Source organism: Streptomyces sp. NBC_00306 (assembly GCF_036169555.1).
GTDB classification, from domain to species: Bacteria; Actinomycetota; Actinomycetes; order Streptomycetales; family Streptomycetaceae; genus Streptomyces; species Streptomyces achmelvichensis.
The window spans coordinates 1249404-1265246 of record NZ_CP108032.1; the positions used below are offsets into that span (position 1 = coordinate 1249404).

Genomic DNA, 15843 nt, shown 5'->3' on the forward strand with positions numbered 1-15843 from the left:
GCCTCAGCCCACCAGCGCCGTGTCCCGGGCCGGGGGCGTGGTCCGGGGCGTGGACGGCACGGTGATCCGGTGGGACGGGTCACGGACCTCGCCGACCAGCATCTCCAGCACGTCCTCCAGCGCGACCAGGCCCAGTACCTGTCCCGACGCGTCCGCGACCTGCGCCAGATGGGTGGCGGCCCGGCGCATCACGGTGAGGGCGTCGTCCAGCGGCAGTTCGGCCCGCAGCGTCGCCATGGGCCGCCAGATGTGCTGGGGCACGGCCCGTTCGCGGTCCTCCAGGTCGAGGACGTCCTTCACATGGAGATAGCCCATGTACGGCCCCGGCCCCTCGGCGCTCACGGGAAAGCGGGAGTAACCGGTGCGGACGGTCAGTTCCTCGATCCGGCGCGGGGTGACCGACGGCGGGACCGTCACGAGGGCCGCGCGGGTGATCAGGACGTCGCTCACCGGGCGGGAGCCCAGTTCCAGGGCGTCCTCGAGCCGCTCCTGCTCGGCCGGCTCCAGCAGCCCGGCCTGCCCCGAGTCCTCGACCAGCTGGCCCAGCTGGTCGCTGGTGAAGACGGACTCCACCTCGTCCCTCGGCTCGACCCGGAAGGCACGCAGCACCAGCCGGGCACAGGCGCCGAGTGCCGCGGTGACCGGACGGCACAGCCGGGCGAAGGCGACGAGGCCCGGGCTGAGCCAGAGCGCGGTCTTCTCCGGTGCGGCCATGGCGAGGTTCTTCGGCACCATCTCGCCGATGACGAGATGCAGGAAGACGACCACGGCGAGCGCGATCACGAAGCCGAGCGGATGGATCAGGCCCTCGGGAACGTGTGCCGCGTGGAAGACCGGCTCCAGCAGATGCGCGACGGTCGGCTCGGCGACCGCGCCGAGGGTCAGCGAGCAGATGGTGATGCCGAACTGTGCGGCCGCCATCATCTGCGGCAGATTCTCCAGTCCGTGCAGCACCTGCCGGGCCCGGGCCGAGCCCTCCGCCGCGAGGGGTTCGACCTGGCTGCGGCGGACGGACACGAGCGCGAACTCGGCCCCGACGAAGAACCCGTTCGCCAGGACCAGCAGTCCGGCGAAGGCCAGTTGGAGAACGCTCATCGCGCTGCCTCCGTGAGCACCGGGACATCGGCGGTGCGCACGAGGCGCACCCGCTCGGCGCGGTAGCGCTCCACCTGGCGCACGGAGAGCCGCCAGCCGGGGAGTTCCGCGCGGTCCCCGGGGGCGGGGATGCGGCCCAGCAGATCGGCGACGAGTCCGGCCACGGTCTCGTACGGACCGTCGGGCACATCGAGGCCTATGCGGCGCAGGGTGAGCACCCGGCAGCTGCCGTCCGCCTCCCAGGCCGGCCGTCCGTCCTCGGCTGCCACCGGCGCGAGTTCGGGCTGGGCGTCGGCCTCGGCGTCGTGCTCGTCGCGGACCTCGCCGACGAGCTCCTCGACGATGTCCTCCAGGGTCACGACCCCGGCGGTGCCGCCGTACTCGTCGACCACCACCGCGATCGGCTGCTCGCTGCGCAGCCGCTCCAGCAGCTGCTGGACGGGCAGGGTCTCGGGGACCAGCAGCGGCGCGACGGCGACCTGGTCGACGGGGATGCGCGTGCGCTGGTCGGCGGGGACGGCGAGGGCGTCCTTCAAGTGCACCATGCCGACGATCTCGTCGATGCGCTCGCGGTAGACGGGGAAGCGTGAAAGCCCGGTCGCCCGGGTGAGGTTGAGGACGTCGGCAGCGGTGGCGTCGGTCTGGAGCGCGCTCATCTTCACCCGCGGCGTCATCACATGCTGCGCCGTGAGATGGCCGAGCGAGAGCGTGCGGACGAACAGGTCCGCGGTGTCCTGCTCCAGCGCGCCGGCCAGAGCCGAGTGGCGGGCCAGGGACATCAGCTCGCCGGGGGTGCGCGCGGACGCCAGCTCGTCGGCCGGCTCGACACCGAACAGTCGTACGAGACGGTTGGCGGCCGAGTTGAGCAGGGTGATGACCGGGCGGAAGAGGGTCGAGAACAGGTGCTGCGGGCCTGCGACGAACCGCGCGACCTGGAGCGGCCGGGACACGGCCCAGTTCTTGGGGACCAGCTCGCCGATCACCATCTGGACGGCGGACGCGAGCAGCATGCCGATCACCACCGCGGCCCCGGAGACGGCCCCCGCGGGCAGCCCGGTGGCCGTCAGCGGCCCGTGGAGCAGCTGGGCGAGCGCCGGTTCGGCGAGCATGCCGACGACGAGCGAGGTGATGGTGATGCCGAGCTGGGTGCCGGACAGCTGGAAGGACAGCTCGCGCAGCGCCCGGACGACGTTGCCGGCCCGGCGGTCGCCCTCGGCGGCGGCCCGTTCGGCGTCGGGCCGGTCGACGGTGACGAGACCGAACTCCGCCGCGACGAAGAAGCCGTTGGCGAGGATCAGAAGGAAGGCTGCGGTGAGCAGCGACAAGGGGATGATCATGCCGCCGCCTCCTGGGAGGGGGCGGCGCAGGTACTACCGGACGATCCGTCCATTGCTGGAGGGAGTCACTCCTCGGGTCGGTGGAGAGTCCCGCGGGCCGCGGACGGCCGGGGGTGGGCGGGACGGGGCGCGCTCGGCGCCGCCGTCACCAGAGTAGACAAGCAAGCCGCGGACGCGGCAGGGGCATCGCCGCTCGAAACGCTCAGTGAGCGTCCGAGCTGCCGCGGGACTCCGACAGCGCCCGCAGTGCGCGGGCGTCACGGATCGCGTGCTGCTTGGCGATTCCGGGCTGGATGCCCAGTACAGGCAGGCTGGTTCCGTCACTCAGATCGAGGAAGACCCAGGGGTCACCCGGACGGAGGTTGACACGCAGGATCTCCGCCCACTCCAGCCGCCTGGTGCGGGTGATGTTGACGACAGTGACCCCGCTCGTGTCGGCGACGACCTTGGGCCGGCTCAGCAATGTCAGGACACCGAGGAAGAGCACCGCGGTGAAGACGAAGCTGCTCCGCTCCCCCGCGCTGAGGTTCTCCAGCAGCAGGGCGACGGCGGTGATGACGACGAACATCGCCGCGCCCACGGTCAGCAGGACCAATCGGGTGCGTGTGGGCCGGAACGTGACCGGCAGCGCGGGGACTTCGGGCGCGGAAGCGGGCATGGTGTCGGGCATCCTCAGAGCCGGCAGGCGTGAATGGCGGTGGTGAGGATGGCGCGGGCGCCGAGGTCGTAGAGATCGTCCATGATCCGCTGCGCCTCCTTGGCGGCGACCATGGAGCGCACGGCGACCCAGCCCTCGTGGTGCAGCGGCGAGATGGTCGGGGACTCGAGGCCCGGGGTGAGGGCCACGGCCTGCTCCAGGTGCTCGACCCGGCAGTCGTAGTCCATCATCACGTAGCTCCGCGCGACCAGGACGCCCTGGAGGCGGCGCAGGAACTGCTGCACCTTCGGGTCGTCGGTCTCCGCGCCGGTGCGCCGGATGACGACCGCCTCGGAGGTCATGATCGGCTCGCCGATGACTTCGAGGCCCGCGTTGCGCAGCGAGGTCCCGGTCTCCACGACGTCGGCGATGACCTGGGCCACACCGAGCTCGATCGCCGTCTCGACCGCTCCGTCGAGGTGGACGACGGAGGCGTCGATGCCGTGCTCGGCGAGGTGCTTGGCGACGATGCCCTCGTAGGAGGTGGCGACCGTCATGCCGCCGAACTCGCCGACCCCGGACGCGGTGCCGGGCTTGGTGGCGTAGCGGAAGGTGGAGCGGGCGAAACCGAGCTGGAGGATCTCCTCGGCGCTGGCGCCGGAGTCCAGCAGCAGGTCGCGGCCCGTGATGCCGATGTCGAGCCGGCCGGAGCTCACATAGATCGCGATGTCGCGCGGCCGCAGATAGAAGAACTCGACCTCGTTCTCGGGGTCGACGAGCACGAGCTCCTTGGACTCCTTGCGCTGCTGGTAGCCGGCCTCATGGAGCATCGCCGACGCAGGTCCGGACAGTGAACCCTTGTTGGGGACGGCGATGCGCAGCATGAGTCGGGCTTCCTTCGTGCGTAGGGAGTGTTCTGCGTTGACGGGTGTGCTCAGAGGTGGGCGTAGACGTCGTCGAGCGAGATCCCGCGCGCGACCATCATCACCTGGACGTGGTACAGCAGCTGCGAGATCTCCTCGGCGGCGGCTTCCTTGCCCTCGTACTCGGCGGCCATCCACACCTCGGCGGCTTCCTCGACGACCTTCTTGCCGATGGCATGCACACCCTTGTCCACCAGTTCGGCAGTACGGGAGGTGGCCGGGTCGCCGTTCTTCGCCTTGAGCTGCAGCTCGGCGAAGAGCTCTTCGAAGGTTTTGTTCGCCATGATGGTCTCAGAGTAAGGGGTGCGGAAAGGCGGACACGCAGCGCCTCGGCCGACGGGTGCCGGCCGGACGCTCAGCGCCAGGGTTCGCTGACGGTCCGCAGCGTGGCCGCGGTGGCCACGGCGGCGGTCACGGCCTCGTGCCCCTTGTCCTCGTGCGAGCCCTCGATCCCGGCCCGGTCCAGCGCCTGCTCCTCGTTGTCACAGGTCAGTACGCCGAATCCGATCGGGACACCGGTGTCGATCGACACCTGGGTGAGGCCCTGGGTGACGCCCTGGCACACATACTCGAAGTGCGGTGTACCACCGCGGATGACGACGCCGAGCGCGACGATCGCGTCGTAGCCGCGGCCGGCCAGCACCTTGGCGACCACGGGAAGCTCGAAGCTGCCGGGGACGCGCAGCAGTGTCGGCTCGTCGATGCCCAGCTCGTGCAGTGCGCGCAGAGCGCCGTCGACCAGCCCGTCCATCACCTTCTCGTGCCACTGCGCCGCGATCACCGCGACCCGCAGGTCGCCGCAGTTGCGTACGGACAGTTCGGGTGCACCCTTGCCGCTCATGTCTCTCCTTGACGCTTACTGGCTTTACTGGTTGCCGCAGGCGGACGCGCCGGTGGCGTCGAGCCGGGGCAGGTCGTGTCCCATCCGGTCCCGCTTGGTGCGCAGATACCGGAGGTTGTGCTCACCCGCGTGGACGGGCATGGGCTCGCGGCCGTGCACGGTGAGACCGTGCCGGACCAGCGCGCTGATCTTGTCGGGATTGTTGGTCATCAGCCGCAGGCTGCGGACACCGAGGTCCTCGAGGATCTGGGCGCCGGCAGCGTAGTCGCGGGCGTCCGCGGGCAGCCCCAGTTCGAGGTTGGCGTCGAGCGTGTCGCGGCCGCGCTCCTGGAGTTCGTACGCCCGCAGCTTGGACAGCAGGCCGATGCCGCGGCCCTCGTGGCCGCGGAGATAGACGACGACGCCCCGGCCGTTCTTGGTGATGTGCTCCATGGACTCCTGGAGCTGGGGGCCGCAGTCGCAGCGCAGCGAGTGGAAGATGTCGCCGGTCAGGCACTCGGAGTGGACGCGCACGAGGACGTCCTCGCCGTCGCCGATGTCGCCGTGGACGAGCGCGACGTGCTCGATGCCGTCGACAGTGGAGCGGTAGCCGTAGGCGGTGAACTGCCCGAAGGAGGTGGGCAGGTTGACCGCGGCCTCGCGCTTGACCGTCGGCTCGGCGGAGCGCCGGTAGGCGATCAGGTCCTCGATGGAGATGATCGTCAGACCGTGCTTGCGGGCGAACGGGATCAGCTCGGGCAGCCGCAGCATCACCCCGTCCTCGCCGGCGATCTCGACGATCGCCCCGGCGGGGCGCAGACCGGCGAGCCGGGCGAGGTCGACGGCGGCCTCGGTGTGACCGTTGCGGACCAGGACGCCGCCGGACTTGGCCCGCAGCGGGAAGACATGGCCGGGGCGCACGAAGTCGGAGGCTTCGGCCCGGCCGCCGGCCAGCAGCTGGAGCGTGGTGGCGCGGTCGGCGGCCGAGATACCGGTGGTGACGCCGTGGGCGGAGCTCGCGTCGACGGAGACGGTGAACGCCGTCTGCATGGACTCGGTGTTGTGCTCCACCATCTGGGGCAGCTCCAGCCGCTCCAGTTCGTCGCTCTCCATCGGCGCGCAGATCAGGCCGCGGCACTCGCTCATCATGAAGGCGACGATCTCGGGGGTGGCCTTCTCGGCGGCGATGACGAGGTCTCCCTCGTTCTCGCGGTCCTCGTCGTCGACCACCACGACGGGGCGTCCGGCGGCGATGTCACGGATGGCCTGCTCCACCGGGTCGAGGGCGAAGTCCTCGACGTTGTCGGTGGAGTACCAGGTGGGCTGTGCCGTCATGCTGCTGCTCCTTCCAGAGCGGGCTTGACGCTCCCACGGGAGCGCAGCCACCAGTCGCGCATGCCCCACAGGACGAGCGCGAAGTAGACCACGTAGACCAGGCCGGAGAAGGCCAGGCCGCTGTTGAAGGCCAGCGGGACGCCGACGAGGTCGACGAGCAGCCAGGCGAACCAGAACTCGACCAGCCCACGGGCCTGGGCGACCATCGCGACGAGCGTGCCGACGAAGATGTACGCGTCGGCCCACGGGCTCCACGACAGCGACGGGTAGAGGGTGAACAGCCCGCCCACGGCGAGTGTGCCGACGAGGGCACCGCCCGCGAGGAGGCCGCGCTCCTTCCAGGTGGCGAACCGGACGGCGATGGACCCGTCCTGGGCCTGCTGCCGGCCGCGGCGCCACTGCTGCCAGCCCCACAGCGCCACGCCGATGACGAGGAGCTGCTTGCCGACTCCGCCGCTGAGCTGGGCGGAGGCGTACGCCGCGACGAGGATGACACCGGAGGCGAACTGGGCCGGCCAGGTCCAGATGGAGCGCCGCCAGCCGAGCGCGAGCGCGAGCAGCCCGACGCAGTTCCCGATCATGTCCGACCACAGGATGTGCTGGTCGAAGGCCGTGAAGGCCTCGGCGTTGAGCCAGGACAGAGCGCTCACCGGGCTGTCTCCTCGGTACCGGCGCCGAGCAGCCGCTCGACGTACTTGGCGATGACGTCGACCTCGAGGTTGACCGGGTCGCCGCTCTGCTTGATGCCGAGCGTGGTCAGCGCGAGGGTGGTGGGAATGAGGCTGATCGTGAAGTAGTCGGGTCCGGCGTCGACGACGGTGAGGCTGACGCCGTCGACCGTGATGGAGCCCTTCTCGACGACGTAGCGCGTGAGGTCGGCGGGGAGCGAGATCTTGACGATCTCCCAGTTCTCGGAGGGCTTGCGCTCCAGGACCGTGCCGACGTTGTCGACATGTCCCTGGACGATGTGCCCGCCGAGCCGCCCGCCGACGGCCATGGGCCGTTCGAGGTTGACGCGGGAACCGGCCTGGAGCGCGCCGAGGCTGGAGCGGTCGAGTGTCTCGGCCATGACGTCGGCCGTGAACTCGCCGTCGGCGGTGTCGACCACGGTGAGGCAGACGCCGTTGACGGCGATCGAGTCGCCGTGCTTGGCGCCGTCGGTGACGACGGGTCCGCGCAGTCGGAAACGCGAGGAGTCGCCGAGGTTCTCGACGGCGGTGACCTCACCCAGTTCTTCGACGATTCCGGTGAACACGCTCAGCGCTCCTTCGGTGTGGCAGTGATACGCAGATCGGGGCCGATACGGACGGCTTCCGTCACGTCGAGGCGCAACGCCTCGGGGAGAGTGGAGATTCCGGCGTCGGCGAGGGCCGCGGGGCCCGCACCGAGGAGGACGGGGGCGAGATAGCCGACGACTTGGTCGACCGCTCCTTCGGCGACGAAGGCGCCCGCGAGGGTGGGCCCGCCTTCGAGCAGTACGGAACGGACGCCGCGTTCGTGGAGGGCCGTCAGCAGGGCCGGCACGGACAGCCCGCGCCCGGCCCTCGGCAGTCGTACGACATCGGGGAGATCGGTGGTCGCGTCGTCGGCGACCGCGACCAGGGTGGGCGCGGCGTCGTCGAGGACCCGGGCGCCGGGCTTCACCACGGTGGCCTCGGTGTCGAGAACGACGCGCAGGGGCTGGGTGGCGCCCTCGATCCCGCGGACCGCGAGGTGCGGGTCGTCCGCGCGGGCGGTGCCGGAGCCGACCACGACCGCGTCGGCCTCGGCGCGCAGCCGGTGGACGTCGGCGCGGGCCTCGGGCGAGGTGATCCAGCGGCTGGTGCCGTCGGCGGCGGCGATACGGCCGTCCAGGGTGGCGGCGTACTTCCACCGGACGAAGGGGCGGCCGCGGCGTATGGCGGTGAGCCAGGCGGTGTTGCCCGCCGCGGCCTCCTCGGCCAGCAGGCCGGCCTCCGCCGGGATGCCGGCGGCGCGCAGGGTGTCACCGCCGCCGGTGGCCTGCGGGTTGGGGTCGGCGACGGCGTAGACGACGCGGCCGATCCCGGCGTCGACGAGTGCCTGCGAACAGGGGCCGGTGCGACCGGTGTGGTTGCAGGGTTCGAGGGTGACGTACGCGGTGCCCCCACGGGCCCGGTCGCCCGCGTCGCGCAGGGCGTGGACCTCGGCGTGCGGGCCGCCGGCGCGCTGGTGGTAGCCCTCGCCGACGATCCGGCCGGATGCATCGGTGATGACACACCCGACGACCGGGTTGGGGCTGGTGGAGCCGAGTCCGCGGGCGGCGAGCGTGATCGCTCGGCGCATGGCGGTGATGTCGGCTGCGGTGGCCACCGGGTCCTCCTGCCTCTTCGGGCACGGACTCCGGGGCCTGTCGACGAACGACAGAGAAGCGGGACGTCACCGTACGGCTGCGCCTGGGCCGAGCACGCCGGTTGTCGTGAAACAACCAGCCACTACGGCCGGCATGCCGCGTAGGGCCGCCCGCCGCGCACTGCCTCCCATCCGGACTTTAACCGTCGGTCCAGGAATTTCACCTGGTCAACCGTCCGCTGGATGCGGACGGGTCGCGGACTGTAACCGCCGGTTCGGAATTTCACCGACCCCGGAGTGCGCTGCTGCTGATACAGGGCAATTCTGCCACGCCTGGGCGTGGGCCATGCGAGTGAACAGATGTGTGCTGACTCACAAGTCTAGACATGCCGCACAAGAGGGCGAGCGCACGGCCGGCCGTGAGACGAACACCCCGCGGGTGTGAGCGCACGGCCGGCCGTGAGGCGAACACCCCGCGGGTGTGAGCGCACGGCCGGCCGTGAGGCGAACACCCCGCGGGCCACGATTGGTTCAGACCTATTGACGGACTGGTCTAGTCCTTTTAGTCTCTGGCGCACCTCGGCATGCGCGCGGGGTGTGGACTGCCCGGCGGCGGAGTCCCGGCCCTTGCCGCCGTCGGGCTTCTGCCGGACCTGGCAGGGTGGGCGCCATGACCTCGATCCTGGTGACGGGCGGCACGGGAACTCTGGGCACTCTGGTGAGCGCGCGTCTGCGCCGCGACGGGCACGAGGTCCGCGTCCTCAGCCGCCATGCGCACCCGTACGCCGTGGATCTGCGTGACGGTACGGGCCTGGACGCGGCCGTCGAGGGAGTCGACGCGATCGTCCACTGCGCGACGAGCCCGCGCGGAGGCGACGACCGGTCGGCCGCCATGCTGGCCGAGGCCGCCCGGCGGGCCGGTGTCGGACATCTGGTCCACATCTCCATCGTCGGCGTGGACCGGGTTCCGCTCGGCTACTACGGGGTGAAGCGCGAGACCGAGCGACTGATCGAACAGTCGGGCGCGTCCGGCGGCCCGGGGTGGACGGTGCTGCGCACGACCCAGTTCCACGAGCTGGTGCTGCGCCTGCTGGCCGGCGCGTCCAGGCTTCCGGTACTGCCGCTGCCGTCGGGTGTGCGCGTCCAGCCGGTCGACGCGGGTGAAGTGGCCGACCGGCTGGCCGAGTTGGCCCTCGGACCACCTGCCGGCCGGGTCGCCGACATGGGCGGCCCGCAGATCCGGCCGCTTGCCGACCTGGCGCGCAGCTACCTCCGGGCGACCGGGCGCCGCCGCGGAATCATGCCGGTACGGCTCGTGGGCAAGGCGTACGCGGGCTTCCGCGCGGGCGGCCATCTGGCACCGGAACGGGCCGTGGGGCGGGTCACGTTCGAGGAGTTCCTGGCGCGACGGAAGAACTGAGCGCCCTGGCACCGCCGGGCGCGCGTTTCGCGCTGAGCGCCCCGGTGCCGCCGGGCTTGCTTCCTCGCGCCGAGCGTCCCCGTACCGCGGGGCTGCGCTGAGCACCGGGCGTCGAGCACCCCGGTAAGACCGGGAACGCATCCTCGCGCTCAGCACCCCGGTCCGCCGGGAACGCATCCTCGTGCTCAGCACCCCGGTCCGCCGACCGGCGACGCGCACGCTGAACGGGCAGGCACCGCAGGGTTGCGGCAGCACCGGGTATCGCCGGGCTCTCGCCTCGCACGCCGAACGCGCAGGCACCGCAGGGACTGCGCCGAATGCCCCCGCATCGCCAGGCCCTCGCCTCACCCGCCGAATACGCAGGCACCGCGGGGTTGCGACAGCCCCCGGTACCCCGAGCCCTCGCCTTCGCAAGGAGCACCTTGGTACCGCCGGGCCCGCGCCTCCGTGCCGAGCAACCGGAACCGCCGGCCCGCGGCCCGCCACCCGCGCCCTCGCACCCCGCACCCCGCACCCCGCACCTGCGAGCTCACGCCCCCGGTGCGAACAGCTCATCCTGGGCCGCCTCCCGGGCCGTCAGCAGCGCACCGTGCAGCACCGCGTCGCCGCCGAGATCACCCGCACGCACCTGGGTCGGCAGCGGAGTCAGCGCCGCCAGCTTGGCCTCGACCCTGGCGGCGAGCTCCTCACCGCCCGCCCGGCCGACCTCGCCGCCCAGGACGACGCAGCCCGGGTCGAGGACCGAGGCCACCGCGGCCGCGCCGAGCGAGAGGCGGTGGGCCAGTGTGTCGAGGAAACCGGCGTGGCCCGAGGCCACCGCCTCGGCGACCAGCGCGGCCGCCGCCGGACCGGGCGCCGGAGCGGCCTCGATGCCGTACTTCCCGGCGAGTTCACAGATCGCGGCGGAGCCCGCCAGCGAGTGGAAGCCGCCGTCGCAGTCGTTCGCCGACGGCAGCCCGGCCGTGCCCGGCACCGGGAGGAAGCCGATCTCGCCCGCGCCGCCCGACGCTCCGCGGCGGAGCCTGCCGTCCAGGAAGAGCGCGGCGCCGACGCCGTGCCCGAGCCACAGGTAGACAAAGGTGTCGCGGTCGCGCGCGGCGCCGGCCCGCTGTTCGGCGAGCGCGGCGAGATTGGTCTCGTTCTCCACCACGACTCGGGCCGGCAGCCGCTCCTGGAGCGCGGAGACCAGGCGGCGGTGCCAGGCGGGCAGCCCGGAGGTGTCGCGCAGTTCGCCGCTCATCGGGTCGATGAGGCCGGGCGCCCCGATGCCGACGCTGTGCAGCCGGGCCGCGCCGGCCTCGCGCACGGTCCGTTCCAGGAGGGCGACCGCCCGCTCGACGGCGGGCTCGGTACCGGTGTCGTCGCCGATGGGCAGGGACGCCTCGGCGAGGGTGACACCCAGCAGATCGGCGACGACGAGGGTCACCCCTTGGGTACGGACGTCGAGGGCGGCGAGGTGCGCGCGGTCGGCGACGATCCCGTACACCCGGGCATTGGGCCCGCGCCGCTGCTCCCCCGACTCTCCGACGACCTGGATCAGGCCGGAGCCCTGGAGCCGTTCCACCAGGTCGGCGACGGTCGGCCGGGACAGACCGGTCATGGCCTTGAGCTGCCCTGCCGTCAACGGGCCCTCGCGCTGGAGCAGTTGAAGGGCCACCCGGTCGTTGATGGCCCGGGCGGTACTGGGGGATGCGGGCATGCCTGGATCCTTCCAGATCTGATCCGGCCACTATTTATCAGGCAGGGTTCCTGATAGTTTACGCGAACCAACCGCGGGGAGGAGCAGAATCATGGCGGAGGAAGCGGCCTACGGGCAGCGGCAGTTGCGGCGGGCTCGGTTCGCCGTCGCCGCGGTCTTCTGTGTGCACGGCGCGGTCACCGGCAGCTTCGCCACCCGGATCCCCTGGATCCAGGACCATGCCGCGGTCAGCGCGGGTCAGCTGGGCCTGGCCCTCGCCTTCCCCGCCCTCGGCGCGTCCGTCGCGATGCCCCTCGCCGGCGCGGTCAGCCACCGCTTCGGTGCGCGCAACGCGCTGCGCGGACTGCTCGCCCTGTGGACGCTCGCCCTGACACTCCCGGCTCTGGCACCCAACCTGCTCGGTCTGTGCGCGGCGCTTTTCGTGTTCGGTGCGACGGCGGGCATGTCCGACGTGGCGATGAACGCCCTCGGCGTGGAGATCGAGAACCGGCTCGACCGCTCGATCATGTCCGGACTGCACGGCATGTGGAGCGCGGGCGCTCTGATCGGATCCGCCGGCGGCACCCTCGCGGCCCATCTGGGCAGCGACGCCCGCCTGCATCACGCCCTGGCGGCGCTGACCCTGACCGCGCTCGGACTGATCGCCTGCCAGGGCGTACTGGATCTGCGCAGCGCGCCCGACGAGGAGCCCCCGCCGCGCTTCGCCCTGCCGCCCACATCAGCGGTCGTCATCGGGGCGATCGGCTTCTGCGCGGTCTTCGCGGAGGGCGCGAGCCTGGACTGGTCGGCGGTCTATCTGCGGGACGTGATGGACACGTCACCGGGTCTCGCGGCCGCCTCGACCACGGCCTTCGCCCTGACGATGGCGGTCGCCCGGCTCGCCGGCGACCGGATCGTGGACCGTTTCGGCCCCGTGCGCACGGTGCGCTGGGGCGGAGTCCTCGCGACGGCGGGCGGGCTCACCGTCGTCCTCGCACCGCATCCGGCGCTGACGATGACCGGCTTCGGATTCATCGGACTGGGTGTCGCCGTCGTCGTCCCGCTCGCCTTCGCGGCGGCCGGACGCAGCGGCCCGAATCCCAGCCAGGCCATCGCGGGCGTCGCGACCATCACCTACACCTCAGGCCTGATCGCACCCTCGGCGATCGGCGCGGTCGCCGACGCCACCAGCCTGGTGGTCTCCTTCTCCCTGGTGACGGCCCTGGCGTTCGGACTGACCCTGGGGGCCGGTGTGCTGCGGTCGGCCGGGCGGGAGCAGGCCAAGGCGGGGACTCAGGACCGGGCCGTATCCGAGCCCCGGACCTGAGGCCCGGCCCTGAGCCGTTCATGGCGCCCGGCGGGCTCCGCGCGCGCCGGGTCCTTCCGCTTCCCGGCCTCGGTCAGCCGGCGATCGAGTCGAGCTGTTCGGCAGCGGGCCGCAGCGCCCAGAGATCTCCGCCGGGAGGTGCCTGGAGCCGGGGGACGGCCGCCTTGGCCCGGCGGTCACCCGCGTCGGCCGCCGCGTGCACGACGTCGGTCGCCGCGTACCGGTAGAACTCGAGCTCCGGATGCGGCCACGGGGACGCGCCGGTCGCCGCGGGCAGCAGATAGTCGACGGCCTTGAACAGGCTCTGCCCCTGCGGTCCTCGGTAGGCCCACAGGTCGACGCCGACCTTCTCGCCGATGTCCGCGAGGCGGGTGTACGCGACCAGGTCGAAGGTCGAGTAGTGCCAGCTGCGGGTGCGGGCGAGCTCCTGCGGCTGGCTCCCGTCGGCGGCTATCTGCGGATCGATGCGCTTGGCGCGCGCGTCGAGGACGGTCCTGCGGGCGAGCGCCTTGTCCCCCGTCGCGACGGCGAGAGCGGCGACCTGCATGTCGTGGAAGGTGCCGTGGTTGTTCTTGGCCGCCGCCTCCTCCTTGCCGAACGGGCTGTTGACCAGCCAGCCCAGGAACGCGGTGTTCCAGGCGCGCATGCCGGAGCGGTCCGTGCCGGACCAGCCGGGAGCTCCGGTGTCGAGGATCGCGATGGCGTCCAGCACGCTGGTGTACATCTGCGAGAAGTCGATGATGCCGATCGCCCGGCCGTCGTACTTGCAGGGGATGAACTGCCCATGGTTCAGATGGGGGTTCATCCGGGTGGCCGGGTCCACGAACCAGGTGCGCAGGATCTTCGAGGCGTGCTCGGCGTACTTCCTCTCGCCGGTGTAGTACCAGGCGAGGCTGAGCGTGGTGGTGGAGTTGACGACCTTGCCGATGTCGGGGCGGTCGGTGCCGGTGTCGACCTCGGGATTGCGTTCCCCGTCCCGCTGGACGTAGGGGCAACCCCACGGATTCTCGGGGATCTTGGGCTGCGAGGGCCACCAGTAGGGCGCCTGGCTCAGATAGTCGTGGACATCGCCGCTCGGGGCGGGCTTGGGCTTGTCCACCACGGTCCAGGGCCCCTGCCCGAGCCAGCCGTCCGCGCGGACGGTCAGATCCCTGGCGGCCCGGCGCAGGGCCGGATCACCGCGCTCCAGCCGCTTTCTGGCCTCCTCCAGCCTCTTGCCGTCGATGACCGCCGTCCTCGGCACCTGGTGGGAGCCGGTGGTGGCGGCCTGGGAGGACGCGGTCGGTACGAGGACGGCGACGCAGCCGGCGAGGGCGGTGAGCACAACTGCCCAGCGGCGTCGGGGTCTTCCGGTCATCAAGCGCTCCCATCAGATATGTGAACGAGATTCATGAACGGGACCGTGCGAGCGTAGGGCCACCAGGTACGGGTGACAATGCCGCGCGCACGATTCACGGATGGGACTGCGGCGTTGATCGGCCACTACGATTGCGCCGATCATCGAACGACTGTGGAAGTGGAGCGGCCCGTGAATCTCGGCGTGCGCTGGACCCTGCACGGCGACGGGCGGACTCCCGCTCCGGGCGCCGTCGTACGCCCCGACGAGCGGCTCTCCTGGCCGCGTACCGCGGGGCTCGGCGCCCAGCATGTGGTGGCCATGTTCGGGGCGTCCTTCGTCTCCCCGATCCTGATGGGGCTCGACCCCAACCTCGCCATCATGATGTCCGGCATCGCGACGGCGATCTTCCTGCTGGCGACCCGCGGGAAGGTGCCCAGTTACCTGGGCTGTTCGCTCTCCTTCGTGGGCGTGGCCGCCACCATCCGGGCCTCGGGCGGCGACAGCGCCACCGTGACCGGCGCGGTCTTCGTCGTCGGCGTGGCCCTCTTCCTCGCGGGCCTCGCCGTGCAGCGCTTCGGGGCGCACATCATCCACACCGTGATGCCGCCGATCGTGACCGGCGCTGTCGTCATGCTCATCGGCTTCAACCTGGCGCCGGTGACCGCCACGACGTACTGGCCGCAGGACCAGTGGACGGCCCTGCTGACGATGCTGTTCACCGCGCTGGCCGTGGTGTGCCTGCGTGGCTTCTTCTCCCGGATCGCCATCTTCCTGGGCCTCGTCTTCGGCTATGTGCTGTCCTTCGCCCTCGACCGGATCTTCGGCAGGATCCACTCCCCCGCCGGCGGCGCCGAAGCCGTCGACCACTGGCGGCTCGACCTGTCGGGCGTGGGCCGGGCCGACTGGATCGGCCTCCCGTCCTTCCACGCACCGAGCTTCGAGTGGTCGGCGATCCTGGTCGCCCTGCCGGTCGTCATCGCGCTGATCGCCGAGAACGCCGGACACGTCAAGGCAGTCGGCGAGATGATCCGCGAGCCGCTCGACGACAAGCTCGGCACCGCGATCGCGGCGGACGGCGCGGCCTCCATGCTGTCGACGGCCGTCGGCGGCCCGCCGAACACGACGTACTCCGAGAACATCGGCGTCATGGCGGCCACCCGCGTCTACTCGACCGCCGCCTACTGGGCCGCGGCCTGCTTCGCCCTGCTGTTCGGGCTCTGCCCGAAGTTCGGCGCGGTGGTGGCCGCCATCCCCGGCGGCGTCCTCGGCGGGATCACCGTGATCCTCTACGGCATGATCGGTCTGCTCGGCGCCCAGATCTGGATCAACGCCAAGGTGGACATGCGCAATCCGCTGAACCTCGTACCGGCGGCGGCGGGCATCATCATCGGCGTCGGCGGCGTCAGCCTGAAGATCACCGACACCTTCGAGCTCAGCGGCATCGCCCTCGGCACCATCGTGGTCATCGCCGGCTACCACCTGCTGCGGGCCTTCGCCCCCGCCCATCTCAAGCAGCAGGAGCCCCTGCTGGACTCGGGCACCTCCACGTACGACGAGGCCGACAAGCACCCGGACGAGCAGCCGTAGCCGCCCGCGTATTCCCTCGTTTCGGGGAAGTCCCG

15 protein-coding genes and 1 riboswitch are annotated in these 15843 nt (G+C 71.6%); of the genes, 3 read left to right on the forward strand and 12 right to left on the reverse strand.

Annotation, left to right across the window (positions count from 1 at the left end; all coding sequences use genetic code 11):
* Positions 1–3: 3 nt before the first annotated feature.
* The 10 genes from OHA05_RS05520 to ribD form a co-directional block, all read right to left on the reverse strand.
* A complete protein-coding gene (locus OHA05_RS05520) occupies positions 4–1095 on the reverse strand; it encodes a hemolysin family protein (RefSeq protein WP_313947519.1) in 1092 nt (363 codons plus the stop codon).
* Entirely contained in the window at positions 1092–2432 is a 1341-nt protein-coding gene (locus OHA05_RS05525; protein ID WP_313947518.1) for a hemolysin family protein, read from the reverse strand. Before OHA05_RS05525 ends, OHA05_RS05520 begins: the two co-directional genes overlap by 4 nt.
* Before the next feature lie 202 nt (positions 2433–2634).
* The gene (locus tag OHA05_RS05530; protein ID WP_328859977.1) at positions 2635–3090 is read right to left on the reverse strand and encodes a PH domain-containing protein; all 456 of its coding nucleotides are present in this window, start codon (positions 3088–3090) and stop codon (positions 2635–2637) included.
* 14 nt (positions 3091–3104) lie between these two features.
* The gene (gene hisG, locus OHA05_RS05535) at positions 3105–3953 is read right to left on the reverse strand and encodes an ATP phosphoribosyltransferase (protein WP_313947515.1); all 849 of its coding nucleotides are present in this window, start codon (positions 3951–3953) and stop codon (positions 3105–3107) included.
* Positions 3954–4003: 50 nt separating this feature from the next.
* The gene (locus OHA05_RS05540; RefSeq protein WP_142215995.1) at positions 4004–4276 is read right to left on the reverse strand and encodes a phosphoribosyl-ATP diphosphatase; all 273 of its coding nucleotides are present in this window, start codon (positions 4274–4276) and stop codon (positions 4004–4006) included.
* Positions 4277–4347: 71 nt separating this feature from the next.
* The gene (gene ribH, locus OHA05_RS05545) at positions 4348–4833 is read right to left on the reverse strand and encodes a 6,7-dimethyl-8-ribityllumazine synthase (protein ID WP_313947514.1); all 486 of its coding nucleotides are present in this window, start codon (positions 4831–4833) and stop codon (positions 4348–4350) included.
* A 24-nt stretch (positions 4834–4857) separates the two neighbouring features.
* Entirely contained in the window at positions 4858–6147 is a 1290-nt protein-coding gene (locus tag OHA05_RS05550; protein ID WP_313947513.1) for a bifunctional 3,4-dihydroxy-2-butanone-4-phosphate synthase/GTP cyclohydrolase II, read from the reverse strand.
* On the reverse strand, positions 6144–6797 hold the full coding sequence (locus tag OHA05_RS05555) for a nicotinamide mononucleotide transporter family protein (RefSeq protein WP_328859978.1): 654 nt from the start codon (positions 6795–6797) through the stop codon (positions 6144–6146). Before OHA05_RS05555 ends, OHA05_RS05550 begins: the two co-directional genes overlap by 4 nt.
* Entirely contained in the window at positions 6794–7402 is a 609-nt protein-coding gene (locus OHA05_RS05560) for a riboflavin synthase (RefSeq protein WP_313947511.1), read from the reverse strand. Before OHA05_RS05560 ends, OHA05_RS05555 begins: the two co-directional genes overlap by 4 nt.
* 2 nt (positions 7403–7404) lie before the next feature.
* Positions 7405–8478: a bifunctional diaminohydroxyphosphoribosylaminopyrimidine deaminase/5-amino-6-(5-phosphoribosylamino)uracil reductase RibD gene (ribD, locus tag OHA05_RS05565; protein WP_328859979.1), complete on the reverse strand. Its 1074-nt coding sequence runs from the start codon at positions 8476–8478 to the stop codon at positions 7405–7407.
* Positions 8479–8631: 153 nt separating this feature from the next.
* A riboswitch (FMN riboswitch) is annotated at positions 8632–8762 on the reverse strand.
* Positions 8763–9127: 365 nt separating this feature from the next.
* Here ribD and OHA05_RS05570 point away from each other — a divergent pair.
* Complete coding sequence (locus OHA05_RS05570; RefSeq protein ID WP_328859980.1) at positions 9128–9877, forward strand: SDR family oxidoreductase; 750 nt, start codon at positions 9128–9130, stop codon at positions 9875–9877.
* 529 nt (positions 9878–10406) lie between these two features.
* Here OHA05_RS05570 and OHA05_RS05575 read toward each other — a convergent pair.
* Positions 10407–11576 carry an ROK family transcriptional regulator gene (locus tag OHA05_RS05575; protein WP_313947508.1) on the reverse strand — a complete coding sequence of 390 codons (1170 nt, stop codon included), beginning with the start codon at positions 11574–11576 and terminating at the stop codon, positions 10407–10409.
* 91 nt (positions 11577–11667) lie between these two features.
* Between OHA05_RS05575 and OHA05_RS05580 the strand changes: the two genes are divergently transcribed.
* A complete protein-coding gene (locus tag OHA05_RS05580) occupies positions 11668–12882 on the forward strand; it encodes an MFS transporter (RefSeq protein ID WP_313947507.1) in 1215 nt (404 codons plus the stop codon).
* A gap of 73 nt (positions 12883–12955) precedes the next feature.
* Here OHA05_RS05580 and OHA05_RS05585 read toward each other — a convergent pair whose 3' ends face one another.
* On the reverse strand, positions 12956–14239 hold the full coding sequence (locus tag OHA05_RS05585) for an alginate lyase family protein (RefSeq protein WP_328859981.1): 1284 nt from the start codon (positions 14237–14239) through the stop codon (positions 12956–12958).
* A 171-nt stretch (positions 14240–14410) separates the two neighbouring features.
* Between OHA05_RS05585 and OHA05_RS05590 the strand changes: the two genes are divergently transcribed.
* Positions 14411–15808 carry a uracil-xanthine permease family protein gene (locus OHA05_RS05590; RefSeq protein WP_328859982.1) on the forward strand — a complete coding sequence of 466 codons (1398 nt, stop codon included), beginning with the start codon at positions 14411–14413 and terminating at the stop codon, positions 15806–15808.
* The last annotated feature ends 35 nt before the right edge of the window (positions 15809–15843 follow it).

Bases quoted from the DNA above. Each gene is read 5' to 3' on its own strand.
- OHA05_RS05580 (WP_313947507.1), top strand. From the start codon at position 11,668: ATGGCGGAGGAAGCGGCCTACGGGCAGCGGCAGTTGCGGCGGGCTCGG.
- OHA05_RS05585 (WP_328859981.1), bottom strand. From the start codon at position 14,239: ATGACCGGAAGACCCCGACGCCGCTGGGCAGTTGTGCTCACCGCCCTC.
- OHA05_RS05570 (WP_328859980.1), top strand. From the start codon at position 9,128: ATGACCTCGATCCTGGTGACGGGCGGCACGGGAACTCTGGGCACTCTG.
- hisG (WP_313947515.1), bottom strand. From the start codon at position 3,953: ATGCTGCGCATCGCCGTCCCCAACAAGGGTTCACTGTCCGGACCTGCG.
- OHA05_RS05550 (WP_313947513.1), bottom strand. From the start codon at position 6,147: ATGACGGCACAGCCCACCTGGTACTCCACCGACAACGTCGAGGACTTC.
- OHA05_RS05575 (WP_313947508.1), bottom strand. From the start codon at position 11,576: ATGCCCGCATCCCCCAGTACCGCCCGGGCCATCAACGACCGGGTGGCC.
- OHA05_RS05520 (WP_313947519.1), bottom strand. From the start codon at position 1,095: ATGAGCGTTCTCCAACTGGCCTTCGCCGGACTGCTGGTCCTGGCGAAC.
- OHA05_RS05525 (WP_313947518.1), bottom strand. From the start codon at position 2,432: ATGATCATCCCCTTGTCGCTGCTCACCGCAGCCTTCCTTCTGATCCTC.
- OHA05_RS05530 (WP_328859977.1), bottom strand. From the start codon at position 3,090: ATGCCCGCTTCCGCGCCCGAAGTCCCCGCGCTGCCGGTCACGTTCCGG.
- ribH (WP_313947514.1), bottom strand. From the start codon at position 4,833: ATGAGCGGCAAGGGTGCACCCGAACTGTCCGTACGCAACTGCGGCGAC.
- OHA05_RS05540 (WP_142215995.1), bottom strand. From the start codon at position 4,276: ATGGCGAACAAAACCTTCGAAGAGCTCTTCGCCGAGCTGCAGCTCAAG.